The organism is Pseudomonas sp. 22526, assembly GCF_052044735.1.
GTDB lineage: Bacteria > Pseudomonadota > Gammaproteobacteria > Pseudomonadales > Pseudomonadaceae > Aquipseudomonas > Aquipseudomonas piscium.
Genome location: NZ_JBQENK010000027.1, coordinates 26,890 through 44,890 on the forward strand (window position 1 = coordinate 26,890; position 18,001 = coordinate 44,890).

An 18,001-nucleotide genomic window follows, 5' to 3' on the forward strand; every position below is an offset into this window, starting at 1 on the left:
ACTGAGGCCAATTACCCACTATTTACAGAAATTTGCCAGCTGCCGTTAGTCGCCAGGGGCCCGGATAGATTAAAGTAACGCCCCCAGCCCTGGCGTTATTCGAACGCCCTCGGTCACCCTCTGCAGGAACAGTCATCGATGGAACATCGTGAAGCGCTACTCGCGCTGCGAACCTTTCTTTCAACGCAGATTCTCGGCCAGGAAAAACTCATCGAGCGCTTGCTCATCGCCCTGCTCGCCGACGGCCACATGCTGGTCGAGGGCGCCCCGGGCCTGGCCAAGACCAAGGCCATCAAAGAATTGGCGGAAGGCATCGAAGCACAGTTCCATCGCATCCAGTTCACCCCCGACCTGCTGCCGGCCGACATCACCGGCACCGAAATCTATCGCCCGGAAACCGGCAGCTTCGTGTTCCAGCAAGGGCCGATCTTCCACAACCTGGTGCTGGCCGACGAAATCAACCGCGCCCCGGCCAAGGTCCAGTCGGCCTTGCTCGAAGCCATGGGCGAGCGCCAGGTCAGCGTCGGCCGCAGCACCTATGAGCTGTCGCCGCTGTTCCTGGTGATGGCCACGCAGAACCCCATCGAGCAGGAAGGCACCTACCCGCTGCCCGAGGCCCAGCTCGACCGTTTCCTGATGCACGTCAAGATCGGTTTCCCCGACGCCACCGTCGAGCGGCGCATCCTGCAACAGGCCCGAGGCGAAGCGCTGAACGGCGAAACCAAACCCGAGCGCCGCATCAGCCAGCAGGCGATCTTCGCCGCGCGCAAGGAAATCCTCGGCCTGTACATGGCCGACGCCGTGGAGGAATACCTGGTGCAGCTGGTGATGGCCACCCGCACCCCGGCCAAGTTCGATCCGGAGATGGCCGAGTGGATCGCCTATGGCGCCAGCCCGCGGGGCTCCATTGCCCTCGACCGCTGCGCCCGCGCCCACGCCTGGCTGGCCGGGCGCGACTTCGTCAGCCCCGAGGACATCCAGGCGGTGCTGTTCGACGTGTTGCGCCACCGCATCATTCTGTCTTTCGAAGCAGAAGCCGCCGGCATCGATCAGGACCGGGTGGTCCAGCGGATTCTCGACGTCGTAGCCGTCGCTTGACCCCGATGAACGCCAGCTCAGTCGATGCCCCGGGCATCCGCGTCAGCCTCGCCGAGCTGATCGAGATGCGCCATCGCGTGCGCGAAGTGCAACTGTTTTCCACGCCGAGCCAGCGCAGCCCGCTGGTCGGCCTGCACCACTCCAAGCTGCGCGGCCGTGGCGTCGACTTCGACCAGGTGCGGGTCTACCAGGCCGGCGACGACGTGCGCAGCATCGACTGGCGCGTCACCGCGCGCACCCAGGAACCCCACACCAAGCTGTTCCACGAAGAACGCGAACGGCCGATCTTCATCATGGTCGAGCAGAGCCGGCGGCTGTTCTTCGGCTCCGGGCTGATGTTCAAGTCGGTGCTCGCCGCCCAGGCCGCGAGCCTGATCGGCTGGGCCGCCCTGGGCCACAACGACCGGGTCGGCGGCCTGGTGTTCGGCGACGACGACCACTACGAAATCAAGCCACGGCGCAGCAAACAGAGCCTGCTGCAACTGCTCAACCGCCTGGTGCGGGTCAACCAGTCGCTGCACAGCGAAACCGAACCGCAGGGCGACGCCCTCGGCACCGCCCTGCGCCGTGGCCGCGAAGTGCTGCGCCCGGGCAGCCTGGTGATAGTGATCTGCGACGAGCGCGCCCTGAGCGACGCCGCCGAACAGCAACTGAGCCTGCTGTCGCGGCACTGCGACCTGCTGCTGATGCCGTTGTCCGATCCGCTGGACCACGCCCTGCCCGCCGCCGGCCTGCTGCGCTTCGCCGAACGCGGCGCGCAGTTGGAACTGGACACCCTCAACTACGAACTGCGCCAGGCCTATCGGGCCCAGAGCGAAGCGCGCATCGCCCGCTGGGAACTGCTGGCGCAGAAGCTGCGGGTGCTGCTGATGCCCCTGAGCACCCAGAGCGAAATGGTCGAGCAACTGCGCGAGTACCTGAACCCGCAACGCCCGGGGAAAGCCCGATGAGCAGCCTCGACCAACTGCAACCCTTGATCGCCCCGCCCGCCATCGACCTGTGGCCGCCGGCGCCGGGCTGGTGGCTGTTGCTGGTGTTGTTGCCGCTGCTCGGTTTCGGCCTGTGGCAACTCAAGCGCTTCTGGCCACGCCAGCAGCCCCTGCCCCGCGCCGAACAACCGCTGGACCCGGTGCGCCTGGCGGCGCTGGCCGAACTGGCGCTGCTGCCCAAGCCCTACGACGGCGCGCCCGCCGGTGCCTGGCTGCAACAGCTCAACGGCCTGCTCAAGCGCCTGTGCCGCAACCATTACCCCTACAGCCAGAGCCACACCCTCAACGGCCGCAAGTGGCTGGCATTCCTCGACAACCGCTGCCCGGCGGCCGGCCTCACGCGCTGGATGGTCCTGGTGGAAGGCGCCTACAAGCCCGAGTGCAAGCTCGACGACAAGGCCATCGCCGGCCTGACCCAGGCGGTGGAAATCTGGATTCGCAAACATGTTTGAGTTCGCCTGGCCGTGGATCTTCGCCCTGCTGCCGCTGCCCTGGCTGTTGCGGGTGCTGCTGCCGGTGGCCGACAGCGGCGAACCGGCGCTCAAGGTCAGTTTCCTCAGTGACCTGGAGGGCCTGGCCAAGCGCCGCGCCCGGGCCAACCTGCCGACCTGGCGCCAGCAGGCGCCCTTCATTCTGTTGTGGCTGTTGCTCCTGGTGGCCGCCGCCCGCCCGCAATGGCTGGGCGAACCGCTGCCCGTGGCCGCCAGCGGCCGCGACCTGCTGGTGGCGGTGGACGTCTCCGGCTCCATGGACTTCCCCGACATGCAATGGCAGGACGAAGACGTCAGCCGCCTGAACCTGGTCCAGCACCTGCTCGGCGACTTCCTGGAACGCCGCGAAGGCGACCGCGTCGGGCTGATCCTGTTCGGCAGCAAAGCCTACCTGCAAGCGCCGCTGACCTTCGATCGGCACACCGTGCGCGTGTGGCTGGACGAAGCGAAGATCGGCATCGCCGGCAAGAACACCGCCATCGGCGACGCCATCGGCCTGGCGCTCAAGCGCCTGCGCCAGCGGCCGGCGCAGAGCCGGGTGCTGATCCTGGTCACCGACGGCGCCAACAACGGCGGCGAAATCGACCCGCTGACCGCCGCCCGCCTGGCCGCCGAAGAAGGCGTGAAGATCTACCCGATCGGCATCGGCGCCGACCCGGAGCAAAGCGCCACCCTGGGTTTCCTCGGCCTCAACCCGAGCCTGGACCTCGACGAGCCGGCGCTCAAGGCCATCGCCGAAGCCACCGGCGGGCGCTACTTCCGCGCCCGCGACGGCCAGGAACTGCAAGCGATCAAGGACACCCTCGACCAACTGGAACCCGTGACCCAGCAGCCGACCCAGGCCCGTTCGGCGCAGGCGCTGTACAGCTGGCCGCTGGCCGGGGCGCTGCTGCTGAGCATGCTGCTGGTGGTGCGCGAGCGCTGGCCGGACCATCCGCTGCACCGTTTCTTCACCCGCGAGCGCTTTCTGCAGCCCTTGCCCCACTGGCGCGAACGGCTGAAACGCCTGCGTTTGCGGAGGCGTCGATGAGCGCGCCGTTCTGGGCCGAACTCTGGCCCCACTGGTTCCGCCCCTGGTGGCTGCTGCTGTTGCCGCTGCTCGGCTGGCTGCTGTGGCAGTTGTGGCACCGACAGAAACGCGCCGGGCGCTGGCAGATGATCCTGCCGCCGGCCTTTCACGCCGCCCTGCTCAGCGGCGGCAGCGGTCGCGAAAGCAAGCTGCCATGGGTCGCCCTCGGCCTGGCCTGGATCCTCGCCGTGCTGGCCCTGCTCGGTCCCGGCTGGCAGCGGGTCGAGCAAACCAGCCAGAAACCGGCCGACCCGCTGGTGGTGCTGCTGGAACTGACCCCGGAAATGCTCGCTGGCGACGTGCCACCCAATCGCCTGGAACAGGCCCGGCGCAAGCTGCTGGACCTGTTGCAGGTGCGCAGCGATGCGCAGACGGCGATCGTGGTCTATGCCGGCAGCGCCCACACCCTGGTGCCGCTGTCGGATGATCTGGCCACCAGCCGCAACCTGCTGGAAGCCCTCAAGCCGTCGATCATGCCCCAGCCCGGCCATCGCGCCGACCTGGCACTACAAAAGGCCTTGAAGCTGCTGGACCAGGGCGCGCTGGGCCAGGGCCGGATCCTGCTGATCGGCTCGTCCCTCAGCGAACAGGAACGCCAGGGCATCCGCCAGGCCCTCGGCGGCCAGGCGCCGCAACTGTTGATGCTGGGTATCGGCAGCCGCCAGGGCTCGCCGGTGGCCCAGGAAGACGGCAGCTTTCTCAAGGACGAACAGGGGGCGATTCTGATGTCGCGCCTCGACAGCCCGAGCCTGAAGCGCTTCATCGGCGAGGTCGGCGGGCGCTATCGCCCGGCGCGCCTGGACGATAACGATCTGCGCGGCCTGGGCCTGCTCAGCGGTCCGCAGAACCTGCGCAGCGACGGCCAGACCCTACGCCTGGACACCTGGGCCGACCAGGGTTACTGGCTGCTCTTGCCGCTGTTGCTGCTGGCCGCCTGCGCCGGGCGCCGCGGCTGGCTGTTCTGCCTGCCGTTGCTGTTGTTCGCCGCACCGCAACCCAGCTACGCCTTCGAGTTCAACGACCTGTGGCTGCGCCCCGACCAGCAAGGCCAGCGCCTGCTGGAACAGAAGCGGCCCGGCGAGGCGGCGCAGCATTTCGAGGACCCGCAGTGGCAAGGGGTGGCGCTGTACGAGGCCGGCAACTACGCCGCTGCCGCTCAGCGCTTCGCCGAAGGCAACGACGCCCGCGCCCACTACAATCGTGGCAACGCCCTGGCCAAGAGCGGCGAGCTGGAAGCCGCGCTGGATGCCTACGAACAGGCCCTGGAGCTGCAACCGGAGCTTTCGGCCGCGCAAAAGAACAAGGCCCTGGTCGAACGCCTGTTGCAGGAGACCGAACCCGCGCCAGCGGAAGAACCGGCCAAGGGCGAAAGCGAGGACAACGACGAAACCCGCCAGCCGCCACAAGCCGGCGCGGCGACCCAGGCACCGGTCACCCCGGGCCAGCAGCCACCGGAGAACGGCCACCCCGCCAGCGCCGACGAGGCAACGGACGACGAGGTCGCCACCCCGGGCAACGATACGATTCCCGGCAGCGAACTGGGCGACGAACAGACCACCACCCCGCCGCTGCGCGATGCCCAGGACAATTTCGACGGCGAACACCGGCAGGCATTGGAACAATGGCTACGGCAGATTCCGGACGATCCGGGCGAACTGCTGCGCCGCAAGTTCTGGTACGAACAGCAACAACATCAGGATCAGGGAAAAATTCGATGACCCGCTTCACCACCCTCTTACTCACGCTTGTGCTGATGCTCGGCGCCTTTGCTGCCCGGGCCGAGGGGCTGGTCGCCAGTGTCGACCGCAGCCGCGTGAACTCCGGGGAAACCGTCGAGCTGACCCTGGAATCCAACAATGTCACGCTGTTCGGCAAACCCGACCTGACGCCGCTGCAAGCGCAGTTCGAGGTCCAGGGCACGCGCCAGGTCAACCAGTTGACCAGCCTCAACGGCGACAACCGCGCCATCACCCGCTGGATCATCACCCTGCTGCCCAAGACCACCGGCACCGTGGTAATCCCGCCCCTGCAACTGGGCGACGTGCAGAGCCAGTCGATCACCCTGCAGGTGCTGCAAAGCGCAAGCCGCAGCGACAGCGCGCCGCTGGAACCGGTGTTCATCGACGCCAGCCTCGACCAGGACAGCGTCTACGTACAGGCCCAGGCGGTGCTGACCCTGCACATCTACCACTCGGTTTCGCTGTACGACGACAGCAGCCTGACGCCGCTGCAGATCGACGACGCCCGGGTCGAACAGCTCGGCGAGTCGCGCACCTATGAGAAAGTCATCAACGGCGTGCGCCACGGCGTGATCGAGATCCGCTACGCGATCTTCCCCCAGCACAGTGGCGTGCTGAACATTCCGGAACTGACCTTCAGCGCCACCCTGGCCGATGCCGCGGGCAGCCAGGACTCGACGCCCCAAGGCCTGAAGCCGGGCAAGCTGATGCACGTGAGTTCGGCGCAGATGCCACTGACGGTCAAGGCCAAGCCGGTCGAATACCCGGCCGACGCGCCCTGGCTGCCGGCCCGCAGCCTGAGCCTGGGGGAAAGCTGGAACCCCGAGCCGGAGCACAGCCAGGTCGGCGACTCGCTGACCCGCAGCCTGACCCTGAAGGCCGAGGGCCTGTCCAGCTCGCAACTGCCGCCCTTGCCAGTGACCGAGGCCAACGGCCTGCGCAGCTACCCGGACCAACCGCAGCTGAGCAATCAGGTCAGCGACCGCGGGCTGATCGGCAGCCGCGAAGACAGCCAGGCCCTGGTACCGAATCGCAGTGGCAGCATCGACCTGCCGACGGTGGAAGTGGTCTGGTGGAACACCCATGAGGACCACCTGGAACGCAGCAGCCTGCCGGCGCGCACCCTGCAGGTGGCGAACAACCCGAGCCTGGTGGTGGACACCCCGGCTGGCGCGGCAACGACTGGCGCCGGTGGCGACAGCGATACCCTGTGGGCCTGGAAACTCAGCACCCTGCTCCTCGCCTGCACCACCCTGCTCGGCTTCGGCCTCTGGTGGCGCGCGCGCTGGCAACCGGCAATCCTGCGCGCCGCTCAGACCGGCCCCAGCCCGCGCACCCTGCTCGACGACCTCAAGCGCGCCAGCCTGGCCAACGACCCGCAAGCCACCCGCCAGGCCCTGGACGCCTGGGCCCGCCAGCAACCGGAAACCCTGGCCGACATGGCCGCCCGCTTCGTGCCCCTGTCCGACGCCCTGGACGGCCTCAACGGCGCGCTCTACAGCGAAACCGGCCACTACTGGCAAGGCGAAGAACTGTGGCGCGCGATCCGCGCCATCCCCATCTCCGAACAGGTGCAGACCCCGCTGGCCGACACCAGCAGTTTGCCGCCGCTGTACCCGAAATAACCCAGGAAACCCTGGAGCCGGCCAGGGCCACTTTAGGACATTTCCTATTCCTCAATGCGTAACGAGAGTGTGTTAATCCCTGCCCTCTCCCCCTTGAGGCAGGGCCTGCGTTGATTCCCACCTACAACCACCGTTTTCTGCTGGTCACCCATCTGCGCGGCACATCGCTCCCAGCCGCTCAACTGTGTGACCGCCTGAACGCAATTCTCGACCAGCAACTGGGCGGCCGCTGCCAGCTGTTGTTCTGCAATCCCGGGCAGACCGAACTGGGCTGGCTTATCCAGTCGGCCCAGCCTTACCCCATGCTCACTACCAGCCTGTCACGGCTGGCCCATCCCGACTGCCCCGAGCTGCGGGCCGCCGGACTGTGCCTGGAGCACTTTGAACTGTTTGAGCAATACAAAACACGCGGATTGGCTTCCGCGTGGCAGTGGTGTCGGGACTTTGTCGGCAGGATGCGATTGCGGCTGTTGATGTGGGTATGAATGTGCTTGCCCGTAGTGGGCAAGCTTGATGAGGATGGACACTGCAGATTTTATTGACGGTGCGCTTTCGGCCAAAAGCGATCAGTCAATCGAACAGTCGTCGAGTATGTGGAGAAAGGTGGTCACTGAGTCAACCTACTACAACGCTAATGTAAGTCGACCAGTCCCCACTTGGAACCATGCTTGCATCTTTGTACTTCTCCAACATCTGCATCGCCTGGCCCTTATAATCGCTGTAAAAGTCGAAACCCATTTGAGCCCGATGAGGCATGCGGCCGCGCCAATAGCCCATCCCCTGGTCAAAAAATATCTTGCAGCGCTTTCCAGAAACCCAAACCACGGAAATCTCCCTGCTGTGCTGCAGATCCCGAGTGTGCTCTTTGATATCGATCGTAGGCTGCAGAGAGAACTGGCTACCCAGCCATAGGCTCAGCACAGACTCTTGATCCGCGGCATGCAACCAGTCATGTGATATCAACGAGCTCGTTTGCCCAGAGCTGGCAGCGAGTGTCTGGATGCTGAGGCTCTTGAGTTCGGAGTTTTTGAAGATATCCAAGAATCCGCTGAGGAGCATTAACGACCAAGGTGACTTAAGATATCGATCTGAATAGCTAAGACTTATGACTCTGTCGTTCGCCAGTAACTCAGCTACCTCTGGAGCCTGTTGACCGATCAGTGCTTGCAGTCGTTTGCCTAACTCACGTACAGGCCCACTCAGTTCATTGGTGACCTGGATGACCCTGGCGTCCTGTTCTTGCCGGCGCCAGCCACTCGTGTCGATGATTCTACCCTCGAGGGCGGGTAATTTCTGTGTACTAACCCAAACAGAACTGCCATTGCCCCCAAGCCATTGAGCGCCAGGCATTGCTGGCGCCGGCTCGTTACAAAGCAAGCTTTTGCAAATATCTCCAGAGGTGATTTGAGTCGTCAGGAAAAGGCCTTCAGGAAGAACCCCTCTGGTGACTTCAAGCACCGTCACTCCTAGGTGAGCCAGTACCGCCAGGCTGTTTTTCAACTCACTGCCGCGTGCGGCTCCCGTAGGTAGTGCAACTCTGACCGGCAGTTTGTCCGCTAGCTGCCAGATTAAGAGACGCTCGCGAAATTCAGGGTGATCGATTTCCCAATCCTCCGCATCGCCCTGCAATAGCACTGTTATCGAGTTACCAATAACACTACGGTCGATTTTGTTGATAGCAGAGTTCAGGTAGCGCAGCGGTCCAACTGAGCAGTAACGCGCTCCAGGAATCCTTGAAAGATCGGCTGGCAGTTCCAAATGCTCTATCAAACCAGATTGTTGGATCCACTTCAGCGCCATTCTGCGGTCCAGCTCCTCCCTCTCAACTCGGCTGTCTTGGCCCGCCAGGCAATGAGAACAGACATTTTCGCAGCTAACAGGGCACTCGAGCTTCGCTCGGGTTTTCTCCAGTAAACTCGATAGATCATCGAGTCCAGCAAGGACAAAGCCAGCACCACCACTGACTTCGTCGAACAGCTGAATCACGCTGCGGGTCTGGCCGCTTTCCAGATCTTTGTCTAGGCGGAAACCAAACCCCATCTCTGTAGTAGCAATGCCGAGCTGATCTGCAATCACATCGCGCATAGCGACTGCCAGCGTCATGGCGATAGCTTGTTCTTTAGTGCCGGCTCCCAGCCAGTGGCCAGTGAGAGGGCTTTTCAAAAACACTTCCAACACGTCAGTGTGGATCTGGTAGCCAAGGAAAATATTGACTTGTACGGATGAACCTGGGCAATCGTGTTCCTTGTGGCTACCCGTAATACCGCCCACCGGTCGGTGTGATTGATCCGGAAGAAGCGCTTTCGGAATGTCTCCTGATGCCAGCATCGACTCAGCGCGTCCACAGGTCATGCAAACGGCATAGCCTTTTTCATGTTCACCGGAGGAATGATGGAAAACGCTGCCTCCATGACCAAAGCGGACGAAACCGCAGCAAGGGTCGGGTAGAGCAATGCTGGAACCGACAACCTGGATACGCGGGCGCTCGACGCGGATATATTTTTGCGACGAGATATCGTTACTTGTTGACTCATAGAAATCAGTGACAAACCCTCCGGGGCGCAGCACCTTGCGTTGCTCGGAGAACGGAATGGGGACTGAACAATGAGTACAGGTCAACTCCGCACTGTTTGTATAGGCGTTTTCTTTAACGCCCGCTGCTCCGCAATGCGAACAACGCCAAGCAATATCAAATTTTTGCGCCTCGTTGACCTGCCCATTGGCATGCCACTGTAGGCTCACGCCAGCCGAGCGGTACACCCGGCCATCGATGACTACCTGAGATCCTGGAGCGTATTCACGGATAGCTATGTTTAACCCGCGTGACGGTAGCTCCTTGTTGTTGAAGACGCTGTCTTCGCGACTACTCTTCCGCTCACGCTTATGCTTGAAGTCCTCGATATTGTAGGTACTCAGTGTCACCACATCGGTGGGAAAGCCGTACCCTGGCAAGAAGGCACGGGCAGCAAGGTCTCTGAGCAAGTATTCATCGCAGTGCCGTTTCTTTTCCAACTCGAGAGCTTTCTTGTAAGGCTCGTCCTTGGCAGCCAGTTGCTTGTGATTTAGCTTGCGAAGCTCCTCTAACCAGCGACTCTCTATCTCCTGTATGGCGTCTCGGGTATCCGCGGCGATGGCCAATATAGCTCGCCCCTGCAGGCAAGTTCCTTTAGCCAGCATGTACACCGGCTCTGCATATTTATCTGGGCAGCTGGCCAACCAGCTGATGAACCGCTGGCATGGCGACTCATCCGCGCCGAAGAACCAGTGCAAGGTCAGCTTAGTACGGTCGCCATCGCTTTGAGTCTGAGTGCGCAAGAATATGGCGAGCAGCAGTGAATTCACATGTCGTTGCACAATCCTCGCCGAACTCAGAGTAATGCTTGGCGCGGGAATGGCAGTGATGAATGGCCACTTTGGCTGAGCGAATGCCCTTTGATTGTGCGGATCGGCCTTGCACAAAGTGTAGGCAATGGCACGCGCCTCACTCCTGCGACCTGCCCGTCCAGCACGCTGAAGATAGTTTGCCGGGTGTGGTGGTACGTTGTTCATCACCACGGCGGAAATACCGCCGATGTCGACACCCATCTCCATAGTGGTGGAGCAGTTCAGTACATTGATCCTGCCCTTTTTGAACAGGTCTACGTAGGTATCCAGCTTCTGAGCAGACTGCTGAGCAGAATGCTCTGCAGTTCGGTAATAGAAACCACCCTCAACCGTTCTGTCGCTCAAGTTCGACCAGAGACCTTCATATCGAAGCTTTTCAATTACCGGATCCTGATCAACGCGTGTTCTGATCTGAGTTAGCTTAGCAGTAGCACTTCCATCGACCTGCAGGCGACTGAGAGAGGCTAGCTGGACTGGTTGACACCGGTAGTCTCGAGGGAGCTGCTTGATAGGAAGATAAGGTGTAAGGCCTCTAAACGTTGTATCAAAAATTCGATGCGTAAGTGGGCATACCCAGCCTGTGGCCGGTAACGAAAACGTTAAGGACTCCAACCTGAGGTTATGGCCGGCATCCGTAGACTCCAAAATGGTAGCTTTTACCAGTGTGTACCAAGCGGCATCGAGCCAGCCGTTGATTTTATCGGCATCGATACTCTGAGTTCGGCTCAGACTCGTGGCCATCTCAAGGAGCTTCACCAGCCTCGGGGGATTGCCAGCTCTGACTTGTGGCCATTTCTTGATGACATGACTTTCGTCGATATCGCTCTTCGGCGGGAACAGAGACTTGGGTGTGAATCGGCTGCCCATCCAAAGCTGCATGTCTCGATTCAAGCGCACGAAGGTGTTGTCTCGCACATAAAAATCCAGTGCAACTTTCAGAAAGTCCTGCCAGTCCTTGAGCGTCAGCTTAGATTTGCTGCCGGGATCACCTGTTGCTGACATTGCCGCGGTCTGCTCCCAGAGCGGTGGGCAACTATTTATCGTCTCCAAACCTTTGTAGCTAACACGAACCAATCCCAGTGTTTCCGTGCTGTTCTGGCTCTTGGGGCGACGGGCAAACTCCCTGGCCAACAACAGGCGCGCCATGGTTGTGCCGCCCTGACTACCATCGAACAGTGCTGGGTTCGCATAACGGTTGTACTCAAGAATGGATTGCTCAATGTCTTTTGTGGCAGCCAGCTCGCGAACCATCTGCTCCCAGTCAACTTCGGCAACACGATCCTGCCCCAGGTTTCCTGAGCGCATGGCTTCGGCTTGGGAGCGAAGATCGCTCGCCATACTCGCCATACCGAGCCTCTCCAGGTTGGCTGCCTGAATAATAAGTGCATCGTAATCACCGGTTGGCATATCCTGCGGCTGGCTATCAATTTTGGCCTGCGCATTACGCAGCGTCTCAAACACCAAGCCACGCAGACGAGAGCGCTCTGCTTCCTGCTGCATACGCACCGCCATACGTGCCGTACCTTGACGGCTGTCAGTAAAGGTAATCAGTTTACGTCCGCGCCCTGGTAGCTCCTCTGGGGAGCGACCATCACAATCCTCCTTATCGGGATCAGGACAGAACTCCAATACGGTTGGAACCGCATTCGCCACGTAAAATGGCGCCCCCAAATAAGCTTTTCTCAGGAAACTCCGGCCGTCCGGAAAAGCGTGCTCACATTCACTGCAACATGCCTGTTTCTCCTCAGCAAAAACAATGTGAAGAGGTCTCTGCCCCAGCAGGCTGCCGACCTTCAGGGTTTCCAGATCGACTCGATCAGACTGATAGGGTTCATGGGCCGCAGGTAATCCAGCAATCACAATACGTTGAACAGGAACCTTGTGGTTGGGACCGGTAATCGCACTACCTGTAGAGGAATCATCGTCCTCATGTTCATAGCTCAAGGAGAACTCATCGCCTGTATAAGGGCTGAGCTGATGCAGCTCGCCATTTCGATCTTCTGCAATCAAATGTGGCGTCTTGCAGTCATCGCAGAAGCCCAGTTCGTAGACAGGGGCCTGGCATTCACAGTGGGCGCGTTGGTTGACATAGACATTGCCAAATGGCCACTCCTGCAAATGCTGGGATTTGGCGCTACAGTTCGGATCGACGCAGGCCCATAGACCATGCAGCATGCGCTGGAAGAAGTGGGCGCGCAGCTTCAAGAAGGGAGGCTTCGATGGGGAGGGTCGAGTTCCAGTGAGTACATCTAGCCAATCAAGAACCTCCTGCTGTCGGGCCAGCTGGGTGCTGCCCTGCAGTTCGTCACTGACGGCACGGATCAGGTCATTGAGATCCAGCGGCTTGGGTGAGCTGACCACAGCGTGTCGGAGAGCCTGGGCGACGGGGTGCTGACACAATGCTTCGAAGCGAACAAGAGAGTCCTCAATATCAGGCTCAAGAGCCTGCATATCTTGCAAGGTCAATGTGTGCTGCGACTTGTGCAATTGCAGATCGGGCCACTCACGCGAACCACTGATGACCTCGACCTGTTCAAGCCTTACGCCGGCGAGGTTGGCCAAATATTGCTTCAAATGCTCTTCGACATCGGCGCCGGCAATGGTGGCGGACGTTGCCACAAAGCGGATCTGCTCGGGATGCTTGCCGAATGCCTGAACCACACGCCGCAGCAACAGCGACATCTCAGCCGCCTGTGAGCCAATATAAGTGTGCGCCTCATCGAGGACGATCCAGCGCAGAGATTGCTGCTGTCGGGAAAGCTCCAAGATCGGATTGTCCACCTGACGTACCAGCATGTACTCCAGCATGGTGGCGTTGGTCATCAGGATGGGGGCAGGCTCCTTGCGCAGTAGTTGACGGGACAGAATCTGGTTGGGCCTCAGTACCTGCTCTTTACGCACGATGCCCTCGGTCTCTTCGGTCTTGCCGTTATAGAGACAGAAACGAATGTCTTGACCATAGGCCCGCGTCCAGGCATCCAAGCGTTCTTGCTGGGAGTTGATCAGCGCATTCAACGGATAGAGAAACAGTGCCCTCACACCAACCAGAGGTGCCTTGCTCCGCTCACGTTCACGAATGAGATCCTCGAGGATCGGCACCATGAAGCATTCCGTCTTACCCGAGCCGGTGCCGCTAGTAATCACCACCGATTTGGCTTTGTCGGCCAGAAGCATGCGCCAGGCATGAAGCTGGTGGGCGTATGGCTTCGCGCTTCTCGGAAATTGATAGGCGTGGGCATTCTGCAGGGTGCTCAGCAGACTCTCAGACAGCAAGCTGGGTGATAAATCCTGCAAGCGTTTGTCGGACTCCTGCCAGCCAAAGGTGTGTTCAAACACTGGTGGTGCCAGAAAGCAGCCCTCAGCCCCCAACTCACCCACCAGACTCTCGCTAAGGTGGTGACGCAGCCCCGCATGGTTGATGCCCAGCACACCCAGTGTTGCCTCTCGCGTACGGTTGAGGCTCTGCTCGATCAAGTCCCTGAAGAAACGCATTGAAAATCCTTATGCCTCGCTCTGCGTGGCCAGTAGATAAGACACCATCAGTGCATGAACTGGATTGAACCAGCTTTGCCTGTCAAAGTCGGCGAGCATGCGGATGGCGAATTTCAGATAGGGCAATGGCACGCTCAGGTCATTCAGCCGGGCCTTTTCGGCAGTCACAAAAGCCATGAAGATCGGCAGATAGATCACCGCATTGGCATAACCCGTCGTAGAGAGCGTCTTGAGCTGTTCCGGCAGTTGTTGACGGGAGATCCAGGATCCAAGTTCGGAACTCAGCTCCGTCGGCCAGCGGCTGTTCGAGCCATGAACCTGGCGCAGTTGCCCGCACCAAATGGGTAGAGCAGCTTCAGGCGGCACTTTGGTGAGTGAAGCGCACTTACCTGTATGCAGATAATCGTCGACATGGTCAAAACCGGATACGACTGCACGCAAGACAGAAGCCCGATTCTCCTCAAGATTGCGGATCAAGACCTCCGGCAAGCCCAGCTCATGGAGGCTGCGTAGGAAGTACTGATAGACCTCAGCCCAGAGGCGCAACGGCGTTGCCTCCCAGATCACCGCCAGCTCATCGCGTACCCGGTTGCAGAATGCCTCGTCCATTTCCAGGCGTAGCACAGCTAAGGCCGTGGCACGTGGTTGGCGCGAAAGCGCCTTCCAGCTTTCGAACGACGACAGAGGCAGGTGCGCGAAGTGCTGTTTAAGGTCGGCCAAGTATTGCCAGCCACTGTGACCGAAGTCTTCGGCCATCGCAGCGATCTGTTGATTGATCACTTCCGGGTTGCGCTCGGGATGGAAAACCTCTGTCGCCCGGTGCAGCGAGCCGACCTCGCTCACCATTTCGATGCCCTGGGTATTCGATGCGTATAACGCTGGACGGAACTGAATGATGCTGTCCTGGGATGGATAAATCAGCCAGGGGCCCCTGCGCTGCATCGCGTTGGGTATCTCAAACACGCCCGTGCCAACATCCTGGCTTGTCCTTTCCGCCAGTACCAACGAAGTGTGCTTGGGGTCGGACATCAGCATGGCCTCGACTTGCGCGGTGTCGAGTACATTGGGCGAGCTGATATCGCAGATGGCAAAGATATCTTGACCTTGCCAGGCCAAGCGCCCGTTGTAGCGTCGGATGTTCAGGCTGAGCAGGCGTTGCTCGGTTTCCACATGGAGTTTGATGAAGGCATCCTGTTCGTCCACTGCACCCAGCATCTGCAAGATGTCGTTTTGATAGCTGTACAGACTCAGTTGGACCGGATCCTGGCCAACCCTTACCTCATACACCCGCTGAGGGCGCAGCGCTGATTCGCTCACCAACTCCAGTACCAGAAAAAAACTCTGACCTTGCGGCTGGCCTGAGGCCAGAGCAACACGATGGCCGAGCAGCTCGCTTAGGCTGAGCTCATTGCTGCTGATAGGCTGTAGATTCGTATCAAGTAAGCGCGCACCTTGGTAGGGGTACGGCAGACGCAACTGTATAGCCTGCTGATTCCCTTCAGTGCCAAGCTCCAGAACAAAGCTGGCGGGAGGCCTCTGACTGTCGTGCTGCAGTAAGAAACCGTTTGCTTGCACATCGGGCAGTGGTCGGCATTTCAGGCTGTCACTCACGATTCGGCAATCTAGCTGCTGCGCACTCTTGAGTGTGATCCGTGCCGGTTGCCCTTGAATGCCGGGAGATAATCCCAGGCTGAACTCCCTGGGAAGTACGGCAATTCGACGCTGCAGCAGGGTTTTCCCGCTCTTGCTACGCAGGCTGTAACTAACCAGGCCATAAAACCCAGAACGCCTTAGCGTGTCCAACTGCTGGCCATTGGCGAATTCGACCAACTCGTCGCGGCCGTAAATGAAGCCTTCCGGCAGGTCAAGACTGGGCCAGCCGAGGAAAATGGTCGTGGGATTGCTGTCGTACTGAGCCTGGTTGCCGATGAGCGCTGGTTTCAGCACCTCACACTGCTCCTGATTGAGCTCAATACGATAGAAGTCTTCTTTAAAGTGCAACGAAATATCCGCAGTCACTTCGACCCAATGGCCGGCCTCCTTGTCGAGGACAGTCTCGGTCGCTGAGTCTAGCTCTGCGTTCAGCTCAAATCCTAAAGGCAAGCGGATCAGCGCCTTGTCACCCGACAGCCTGCAAGAGGATGTCCCCGCCAGCTGCCAACGCTCCGCGCGGCGCTCGAAGACCAGAGGCGTGTACTGGAAGTCAATCGCGCTGTCCTCAAACTGGAAGCGGTGGACCACCCGCCCATTGTCTAGCAGGCGCATCGTCACTGGCTCTGATATGTGGCGGCGCTCCAGGGTGACCTGCGTATTGCTAAAGCGAACCTGCAGATTATCGCCGCTCAGTTGTCCGTAAACTGCGCCCCCTCGGGCCAGTATGTGCTCGCCTTCGTAGTAGGCGACATCCAGCCGAGTGCTACTGAGCCGGGTAAGGTCGATGGTGAATGTGGTGCGTTGTGGCAGGATCAGTTCGGTGCGAATCGCCCACGCGGGCAGCACGCCTTGAAGTACATGTTCACAGGTAAAATCCCGCGCCCTTTCGAGGGCCTCCTTGCGCTCCTGACGTTTCTGCCCTGCATCACGCAGCCAGTCGTTGATCAAGCGGCGTGCGTTAGTTTCGTCGAGCGGGATGGGAAACGCCCCGGACCAATAGGGCGCGGCATTATCCAAATAGCCGGCTGGATCCTGCTGGTCCTTAAGTGGATAGTTTTCAACCAAGTACATCAATTGGTCAACGATACCAGCCAGGAGCTGACGTGTTTCCAGGGTTTGGAACGCTAGCGGCAGATCCTCCTCGAAATCCGACATCAAGTCCGAGGTGGTCCGGCGGTTTCCCTCGGTACGGAAGAAGTGCTTGATTCCACGCTTAACCGCTCGGCCAAAGCCGTGTCTGTCATCCTGCACCAACGGCCAGGGTAGCCCGCCTTCAGCAAACAGGGAACCCAGCCAGTCGTGCCTACTTTCACGCCGCCGAACGGGGCGCTGCCAGTAGTCGAGACCTTTTTGGGTCAGCGTTGCGTGGTCGGCGGGGTTGAGCTGGACTCCTAATTCTGTCTCGGCGCCAGACCAAGACCAAGATCGGTTGTAGTTGCGCCGATACTGCTCACTGACGAATAGGCAAAAGCAGGCACCTAGATGCAGCAAATGGGCAGGGTTGTCGCTGCGCAGCAGATGCTGCTTAAGCAGATCACGTAACGAAGCGTATTCACTCTCGGTGAGCTGATAGCTGTATAGCGGCCTACCATTCGGCCCCTTGAAGAGCTCGCGATTAAGCAACAGTTCACTTAGCCAGGCCTTGAAGGGGTTGATTACAACCGCATTGATATTCATCGGAACACATCCTTTTGCTCGAATCCTGTTTGCTCAATGCTTGACCAGATCATGCCAGCAATCTGGCAATTCGACATCATTCTTTTGAATAACGGTAATCCGCATTTCACAACCCGCCACTGTTGGCCATGCCAGAGCCATTCATCGACGCTGCAACGCTTGAGCATTTCGTTGATGGCCCCCGCAGGGTCGGTCTTCGAGCGTGACGCACCAGCGGGACCTCACAAGCGGCCATTATCGATGGTTGTGAAAATAGCAGCTAAACGGCCGCAAAGGGCCTGATAGAAATCAAGCGTCGAGACTGATCCACCACGCAGCCCCATCGAGTTCCAAGGCGAGCTTGGCTACCATGGGGGCCGGTTCGTCAGGAGTGATTCAATGGAGTTGAAATTCAGTCACGTCGATGTACTGGTGCAGGACCTGGAAGCTGCCTGCGCCTACTACGCCCGGATACTCAAGGCCCGGATCTCCAGGACACTCGTCTGGGAACGCGGCGGCCTGCACGTACGCTACGCCGACGAAAACGGCCAGCCACTGACCCGCGCCAACCTGCAATCCCCATCCGGGGCAAGCCTCATCTGGCTGCCCAAGCGTTTCGGGCACTTCTCCATCGAAATCCTGGAAGAACAGGCGCTGGAGGCATTTATCCAGACCGCGTTTGCCTGAAAGGCGGGGAATTCTCGGCTATAAAACCTATGATCCCCAACGCCGTAGCGGAGCCATCGATGTTTTATCGACCCCAAGCAGAACACCGCAAGAACCCCCACGGCGTGGTGCTGCCACT

10 protein-coding genes are annotated in these 18,001 nt (G+C 60.2%); 8 read left to right on the forward strand and 2 right to left on the reverse strand.

Annotated elements, in window-relative coordinates; all coding sequences use genetic code 11:
* Window positions 1-138: 138 nt before the first annotated feature.
* The 7 genes from ACTJKT_RS28705 to ACTJKT_RS28735 all read left to right on the forward strand — a co-directional run bounded on the left by ACTJKT_RS28705 (window position 139) and on the right by ACTJKT_RS28735 (window position 7,496).
* Entirely contained in the window at window positions 139-1,098 is a 960-nt protein-coding gene (locus ACTJKT_RS28705; RefSeq protein WP_009048745.1) for an AAA family ATPase, read from the forward strand.
* Between the two features lie 5 nt (window positions 1,099-1,103).
* A complete protein-coding gene (locus ACTJKT_RS28710) occupies window positions 1,104-2,048 on the forward strand; it encodes a DUF58 domain-containing protein (RefSeq protein ID WP_440789758.1) in 945 nt (314 codons plus the stop codon).
* Complete coding sequence (locus ACTJKT_RS28715) at window positions 2,045-2,539, forward strand: DUF4381 domain-containing protein (RefSeq protein ID WP_097303264.1); 495 nt, start codon at window positions 2,045-2,047, stop codon at window positions 2,537-2,539. Before ACTJKT_RS28710 ends, ACTJKT_RS28715 begins: the two co-directional genes overlap by 4 nt.
* Entirely contained in the window at window positions 2,532-3,608 is a 1,077-nt protein-coding gene (locus tag ACTJKT_RS28720; protein WP_025809168.1) for a vWA domain-containing protein, read from the forward strand. Before ACTJKT_RS28715 ends, ACTJKT_RS28720 begins: the two co-directional genes overlap by 8 nt.
* The gene (locus ACTJKT_RS28725) at window positions 3,605-5,365 is read left to right on the forward strand and encodes a VWA domain-containing protein (protein ID WP_440789760.1); all 1,761 of its coding nucleotides are present in this window, start codon (window positions 3,605-3,607) and stop codon (window positions 5,363-5,365) included. The genes ACTJKT_RS28720 and ACTJKT_RS28725 overlap by 4 nt, the downstream gene beginning before the upstream one ends.
* Window positions 5,362-7,011, forward strand: a complete 1,650-nt coding sequence (locus ACTJKT_RS28730; protein ID WP_440789762.1) for a BatD family protein — start codon at window positions 5,362-5,364, stop codon at window positions 7,009-7,011. The genes ACTJKT_RS28725 and ACTJKT_RS28730 overlap by 4 nt, the downstream gene beginning before the upstream one ends.
* A gap of 110 nt (window positions 7,012-7,121) precedes the next feature.
* Window positions 7,122-7,496, forward strand: a complete 375-nt coding sequence (locus ACTJKT_RS28735; protein ID WP_440789764.1) for a hypothetical protein — start codon at window positions 7,122-7,124, stop codon at window positions 7,494-7,496.
* 130 nt (window positions 7,497-7,626) lie between these two features.
* Here ACTJKT_RS28735 and ACTJKT_RS28740 read toward each other — a convergent pair whose 3' ends face one another.
* Both ACTJKT_RS28740 and ACTJKT_RS28745 read right to left on the reverse strand, forming a co-directional pair.
* A complete protein-coding gene (locus tag ACTJKT_RS28740; protein WP_440789766.1) occupies window positions 7,627-13,887 on the reverse strand; it encodes a DEAD/DEAH box helicase in 6,261 nt (2,086 codons plus the stop codon).
* A gap of 9 nt (window positions 13,888-13,896) precedes the next feature.
* The gene (locus ACTJKT_RS28745) at window positions 13,897-17,217 is read right to left on the reverse strand and encodes an STY4851/ECs_5259 family protein (RefSeq protein WP_440789768.1); all 3,321 of its coding nucleotides are present in this window, start codon (window positions 17,215-17,217) and stop codon (window positions 13,897-13,899) included.
* A 378-nt stretch (window positions 17,218-17,595) separates the two neighbouring features.
* Here ACTJKT_RS28745 and ACTJKT_RS28750 point away from each other — a divergent pair, with 378 nt between their 5' ends.
* Window positions 17,596-17,883, forward strand: a complete 288-nt coding sequence (locus tag ACTJKT_RS28750; protein ID WP_440789770.1) for a VOC family protein — start codon at window positions 17,596-17,598, stop codon at window positions 17,881-17,883.
* Window positions 17,884-18,001: the final 118 nt, after the last annotated feature.